This window comes from Paraburkholderia rhizosphaerae (assembly GCF_004366595.1).
Classification (GTDB): domain Bacteria; phylum Pseudomonadota; class Gammaproteobacteria; order Burkholderiales; family Burkholderiaceae; genus Paraburkholderia; species Paraburkholderia rhizosphaerae.
This window is the reverse complement of record NZ_SORE01000020.1, coordinates 146,097-152,180: the sequence shown is the minus strand read 5'-3', so window position 1 is coordinate 152,180 and position 6,084 is coordinate 146,097. Positions and strand designations below refer to the sequence as shown.

General features: G+C 63.1%; 6 protein-coding genes. 4 read left to right on the top strand and 2 right to left on the bottom strand.

The annotated features are described in order from the left end of the window. On the bottom strand, nt 1-170 hold a 170-nt coding region (locus tag BX592_RS24050; protein ID WP_425022177.1), incomplete at its 3' end, for an ABC transporter permease subunit. 272 nt (nt 171-442) lie between these two features. Next, nucleotides 443-1,549 (bottom strand): branched-chain amino acid ABC transporter substrate-binding protein, encoded by a 1,107-nt coding sequence (locus tag BX592_RS24045; RefSeq protein ID WP_134195281.1) that lies wholly within the window; start codon nt 1,547-1,549, stop codon nt 443-445. 348 nt (nt 1,550-1,897) lie between these two features. Between BX592_RS24045 and BX592_RS24040 the strand changes: the two genes are divergently transcribed. From BX592_RS24040 to BX592_RS24025, 4 genes are all read left to right on the top strand, one after another. After that, the gene (locus tag BX592_RS24040) at nt 1,898-3,019 is read left to right on the top strand and encodes a GlxA family transcriptional regulator (protein ID WP_377681652.1); all 1,122 of its coding nucleotides are present in this window, start codon (nt 1,898-1,900) and stop codon (nt 3,017-3,019) included. Between the two features lie 166 nt (nt 3,020-3,185). Then, nucleotides 3,186-3,584 (top strand): RidA family protein, encoded by a 399-nt coding sequence (locus tag BX592_RS24035; RefSeq protein ID WP_134195246.1) that lies wholly within the window; start codon nt 3,186-3,188, stop codon nt 3,582-3,584. 29 nt (nt 3,585-3,613) lie between these two features. Further along, nucleotides 3,614-4,864, top strand: coding sequence for a D-amino acid dehydrogenase (locus BX592_RS24030; protein WP_134195244.1), 1,251 nt, complete (start codon nt 3,614-3,616; stop codon nt 4,862-4,864). A gap of 37 nt (nt 4,865-4,901) precedes the next feature. After that, nucleotides 4,902-5,891, top strand: coding sequence for an asparaginase (locus BX592_RS24025; protein ID WP_243849703.1), 990 nt, complete (start codon nt 4,902-4,904; stop codon nt 5,889-5,891). Nucleotides 5,892-6,084 lie beyond the last annotated feature (193 nt).

Genomic DNA, 6,084 nt, shown 5'->3' with positions numbered 1-6,084 from the left:
AGCACGCCGATCGCCGACAACGCGACCATTGCGCCGATCATCAACACGTCGCCATGCGCGAAGTTGATGATGCCCAGAATGCCGTACACCATCGTATAGCCCAGTGCGATGATGGCGTAGACGCTACCAAGCACCAGTCCGTTGATGATCTGCTGGATGAAAATATCCATCTAAAGAGTCTCCGTCGATAAGCCGCCCGCACGCGCGCGGCGCGAGCGTGCATATCACGGGCGCTGCGCGATGGCGAATGATGGCAAGAGAAAAGGGCGCGCGGGGGGACCGGCGCGCGTCAGCGGGCTTTGGTAGGGCCGATGAAGGGTGTCGGTAATGCAACCCACGACCCGCGGCTGTGAGATCGCAGCGACCGGGTGCGGTACCGTGCACCCATGCGTGCCGTTGCATGGCGACACCGAGACAACAACTAAAGGTCGCGGTAACCGCGCTACATCTTCACGACGTCGAGCAGCGTCTGTTTGCCATTCTTGTAGTCGTACAGCGAGATCGCGCCCTGGCGCAGATCGCCGCGTGCATCGAACTGCGTCTCGCCCAGCACACCCGTGAAGTCGGTCTTGGGCATCGCCGCCAGGATGTCGGCTGGGCGTGTCGAGCCAGCTCGCTTCATCGCTTCGACGACGATGTACACGGCGTCGTACGCGAACGGTGCGTTGAGCTGAACGCGCTGATTGAAACGCTCCTCATAGCGCTTCTCGAAAGCCGGGCCATTGGGCATTTTCGCGAGCGGCATGCCGGCGATCGAACATACGACGTTGCCGACCGCATCCCCCGCAAGCTGCGCGAGCGAGTCCGCGCATAGCCCGTCGCCGCCCATCACCCGCGCGCGTATCGCAAGCTGACGCGCCTGCTTCGCGAACGGACCACCCGTCGCGTCCATGCCGCCGTACATGATGATGTCGGGATTTTCGCCTTTGATCTTCGTCAGAATCGAGCGGAAATCGACCGCCTTGTCGGTGGTCGCGTCGTGCGACAACACGGTGAGTCCATTCGCCCTCGCCTGTTTCTCGAACTCCGTCGCAAGACCCTGGCCATAAGCGGTCGAGTCGTCGACGATCGCCACCGTCTTCGCCTTCAGCGTCTTCACCGCATAGTTGGCAAGCGCCGGCCCTTGCTGCGCGTCGGTCGCGACGACGCGGTACGTCGTCTTGAATCCTTGCTGGGTATATGAAGGATTGGTTGCCGACGGCGAAACCTGCACGATACCCGCGTCGCTGTAAATCTTCGATGCCGGGATGCTCGTTCCCGAATTCATGTGGCCGACAACGGCCACGACCTTATCGTCCACCAGCTTCTGCGCGACCTGCGTGCCCTGACGCGGATCGGACGCATCATCTTGCGCATCCAGCACGAGCGTCACCTTCTGGCCGCCGATCACGAGCCCCTTCGCGTTGATCTCCTCCACTGCGAGCCGCGCGCCATTTTCCGTATCCTTGCCGAGGTGCGCGTTCGGGCCCGTCAACGGCGCAACGTGTCCGATCCTCACGATTTCGTCCGCCTGCACAGCACCGATGCTGGCCGAGACCAACCCACCCATAATGCCGATCGTCACCGTGCGACGAACCGTTATGAATCTGCTCATGCTTCACCTTCACTCGTATGGTTCCTGTCAGAACGCGTGATCCGCCTCGCCGCTCCGCCGCCCTACGGCAAGCGGACCCGGCGGACCTGACGCTCCCCGCGACCAGCGAACATCCAACGCCCGGCATATGTGATTCGGCATCGCACGTGCGCGGACTGATTCCGTTCAATGGATGACGGGAATTTAGCCAGAAAGAAAATAACGGCATTGAATCCATTTGCCCGAAAACAGAACAAATGCGCCAGCCCGCAGCACGCGTTGTGCGCCCTTATACTGGCGGCGTTTACCGACAAAGGCGTGCTTGTGGCTACTACCGAATATTCTGTCTCCGATCCGAACCGGTCCACCGCTCGGGAACTGGTGGACCGTCTCGACACATCGGGCGCAACAGATCAGACGACCGACCGCCTGGGCGCCGAACTCAATGTTGGTTTTCTGCTATGGCCGCGCTTTCCACTGCTATCGCTCGCAGGACTATGCGACGCGCTGCGCCATGCGGCCGATCTTGGCGACCAGAGCCGGCCGCTACGCTGTACGTGGAAGATCGTCGGCGCATCCAACGAGGTGGTCAGTTCGAGTTGCGGCGTCACGGTTTCCATACAGGCCGCATTTCCCGACGTCACGCAGTTCGACTACATCGTCGCGATTGGCGGTTTGCTACCGTATCTCAATCAGGTGGATCCGAGATATTGGGATTATCTGCAGCAGGCGGCGGACGCCGGCGTTGCACTGATCGGCATATGCACCGGCAGTTTCGTGCTGGCGCGCGCGGGCCTGATGAACGACCGCGTCGCGTGCGTGCACAGCTTCCATCTGGAAGATTACCGAAAGATGTTCCCGGCCTTGCGTGTGCGATCGCACGCCGACTATCTGATCGACGGCAACCGCATCACATGCGCCGGCGGCGTTTCGGTGATCGAACTCGCGACCCGCCTTATCGGCCTGCATTGTGGGCCCGACCGCGCATCGAAGGTCGTCCACCAGATGACGGTGAGCCGGCAAAGCGGCCCGTCGTTCGTCGAGCGGCGCCGTGCGCTCGGGTACCTGAGCGTCGAAGACATCACCGTGCGGCACGCGATCGTGCTGATGGAGGAAAACCTCGAAGCGCCGCTCAACATCTCGGTGATCGCGAAGATGTCGGGTACCAGCGTGCGCAACCTCGAGCGCGCATTTGTCGCCGAGGTGAACACCTCGCCCAATGAATTCTATCGGCGCATCAGATTGCGCTACGCGCGCTGGATGCTGCTGAATACAGCAAAGAAGGTAACGGCCATCGCGTATGAGTGCGGTTTCGCGGATTCGGCGCACTTCATTCGCGTGTTCAAGCAGGCGTACGGCGTGACCCCGGGTAAATTGCGCGCATCGGCAGGCATCGCGGAGGCGGAACGCGAAAACGGCGACCGGCACGCGGCAGCCCATACCTGAAACGACCCCGCCGCGCGCGACCGCCTCTACGTTGTTGCATCCTGTCGTCTTTGTTCTATTTTTTCGCTGATCGGTACAATTCCCGCCCCCGGGATTCCACGTACATTCGCAGCCATCCCGTGCTGCCATTGAGGCGCTCGCCCGATTTACTGGAACTTTGCAACCGATGCCGATCGTCTACCTGAATCCTGAGGGGTCTTCTCCGTCCGCGAGCGCCCCACCACTGTCGTCCGCAGTACGGGCCGGCGACTTCGTGTTCACTTCGGGTCAGTTGCCGCGCGACAGCACCGGCGCGCTGATAGAAGCAGACGTCGGCAGCCAGGCAGCTCAGGCCCTTGCCAACCTGATGCGAGCGCTTGCGCTGGCCGATTGCAACGTGAAGGACGTCGTGAAAGTCACTGTATGGCTCGCGGACATCGACGATTTGCCCGAGTTCAATCGTGTCTACGCAGACTTCTTCGGCGCATGCAGGCCGGCGCGGTCGACCACCCAGGCAAAGCTCGTCGGCGGGGCGGCGGTCGAAATCGAAGCGCTCGCGTACCGGCCGCTCGCCGCGCAAACCTGATCAGGCGCACGGACGTTCGCAGGATATCTATGGAAATTCTGATTCTGGGCGCCGGCGTAATCGGCCTGTCGAGCGCTTACTATCTGCGCCGCGCCGGACATCACGTGACGGTGGTGGACCGCAACGCCGCCGTCGCGCATGAGACCAGCTATGGCAACGGCGGCCAGTTGTCCTATAGCTATGTGGCGCCGCTCGCCGGTCCCGGCGTGCTGTCGAAACTGCCGGGGTGGCTGTGCCGCGGTGATTCACCCGTGCGCTTCAGGCCGTCGGCCAGCCTCGACCAATGGCGCTGGTGTGCCGAATTCGTGCGCGCCTGCACGCAGGCACAAAGCGACCGCACGACGCGTCAACTGCTCGCGTTGTCGTTTCTGAGCCGCACGCTGATGCATCAGATGGTCCGCGACGAGCCGTCGCTCGACTTCAACTATGTACGCTCCGGCAAGCTGGTGCTGCACCGCGACGCGCACGCATTCGATGCGGCAACGGCGCTGCTGGAGTTCCAGCGCACACTCGGCTGCGAACAGCAGGCATTCGACGCCAATGCGTGCGTGAAACTGGAACCGTCGCTGGAACATCTACGCGACCGGCTCGCTGGCGGCATTTACACCGAGAGCGAAGATACCGCGGATTGCTATCGTTTCTGCCGGAGTCTTGAAGCGCTGCTCGTCGAGCGCGGCGTGCAATTCCGGCTTCGCACGAACATCGACGCGCTGCACCGCACGGCCGATGGCCGCGTCGTGGCGCAAAGCGGCGGCAAGCCGCTCGCGGCCGATTGCATTGTGCTGGCCGCGGGGGCGGCTAGCCCGCGCCTTCTGAAACCGCTGGGCATACGCGCACCGATCTATCCGCTCAAAGGTTACAGCCTGACGATTCCGACTCGCGCAACCTCGATTGCGCCAAGGCTCAGCGTGACCGACTTCAGCCGGAAGATCGTCTATGCACGCCTCGGCGACCGGTTGCGCGTCGCGGGCATGGCGGATTTGACTGGCTATTCGCTGACGCCGGACCCGCGACGGCTCGCCACGTTGCGCAAGGAGACCGCCGAGATGTTCCCGCACGCTGGCGACCACAGCGCTGCAGTGGAGTGGACCGGGCTGCGTCCGACCACGCCGCGCGGCACACCGATCCTCGGGCCGACGCCGTATCCGAACCTTTGGCTGAACGTGGGCCACGGCGCGCTCGGCTTCACGCTTGCGACCGGCTCGGCGCAATTGCTCGCCGACTGGATCGACGGTCGCGACGGGCAGATCGATCGCGGCACCTTTGCGCTGCACGGCTGACTGGCCGCGCGCATACCCAACAAGGAGGACCCCAACTGTGAAGGCCAACATCGCCATAATCGGCACCGGCGGCACGATTGCCGGCCGCGGCGAATCGTCGGTGAACACGTCCGCGTATGCGTGTTCGGTTGTGTCGGTCGATGAAATCCTGTCGGGCATTCCGGAACTCGCATCGCTCGCGAACCTGCAAGCCGAGCAACTGCTGCAGATGGGCTCGGAAAACTTTGCAACCGAGCACCTGCTGCTGCTCGGTTCGCGCATCTCCCGCCTGTTGCAGCAGGACCACGTCGACGGCGTCGTCGTGACGCACGGCACCGACACGATCGACGAAACGGCCTACTTCCTGCATCTGACGCTCAAGAGCATGAAACCCGTCGTAGTGGTCGGTTCGATGCGCCCGCCATCGGCGCTGAGTCCCGACGGTCCGCTGAACCTGTACAACGCGATCCTCGTCGCCAGCAGTCCGGCCTCACGCGGCAAAGGGACGCTCGTCGTATCGAACGACGAGATCCATACCGCCCGCGACGTTGTGAAGACAAGCACGTTCAAACTCGAATCGTTTCGCTCGCCGTACGGGCCGCTTGGCTATGTCGTCGAAGGCATGCCGCGCTACTACCGCGAGCCGGCGCGCAGCCATACGCTCGAAACGCCGTGGTCGATCGAAGAGATCGACAGGCTGCCCGAAGTGGGCATCGTCTATGCGCACGGCGGCATCGACGCGGGTATGGTCGACGCGGTGACGAACGCACGCATGAGCGGCATCGTCTACGCGGCAACGGGCAACGGCAACGTCGCCGAACACGTGGTCGGCGCGCTATTGCGGGCGCGGCGTGAAGGGCTGCATGTGGTGCGCGCATCGCGCACCGGCAGCGGGGTGGTGATTCGCAACGGCGCGCAGCCGGACGATAAATATGACTGGCTGGTGGTCGATGACCAGGCACCGCAGAAAGCCCGTATCCTGCTGATGCTCGCGCTCACGCGCGAAGCGCGGAGCGCCGAATTGCAGCGAATGTTTCACCGGTACTGACGGCAGCACGGCGGTGCGGACCGCCGCTGCTGTGCATACCCTCTCCAGCGGCGCAACGCCGCGACACCGCGCACGCTGCTGTCCTGCTCCGTTTCCCCTTCGCCTGTTTGCCTCGCTCCGGCCGCGTTTTCGCTGCGGGCGTCCGCGCGAATGCGCTTCGCGTCAATTCCTATTGCTTCGGGCTGCCATTTGT

Excerpts from the sequence above, each read along its gene's own strand:
- BX592_RS24045 (WP_134195281.1), bottom strand. The coding sequence starts at position 1,549 with ATGGGTGGGTTGGTCTCGGCCAGCATCGGTGCTGTGCAGGCGGACGAA.
- BX592_RS24035 (WP_134195246.1), top strand. The coding sequence starts at position 3,186 with ATGCCGATCGTCTACCTGAATCCTGAGGGGTCTTCTCCGTCCGCGAGC.
- BX592_RS24030 (WP_134195244.1), top strand. The coding sequence starts at position 3,614 with ATGGAAATTCTGATTCTGGGCGCCGGCGTAATCGGCCTGTCGAGCGCT.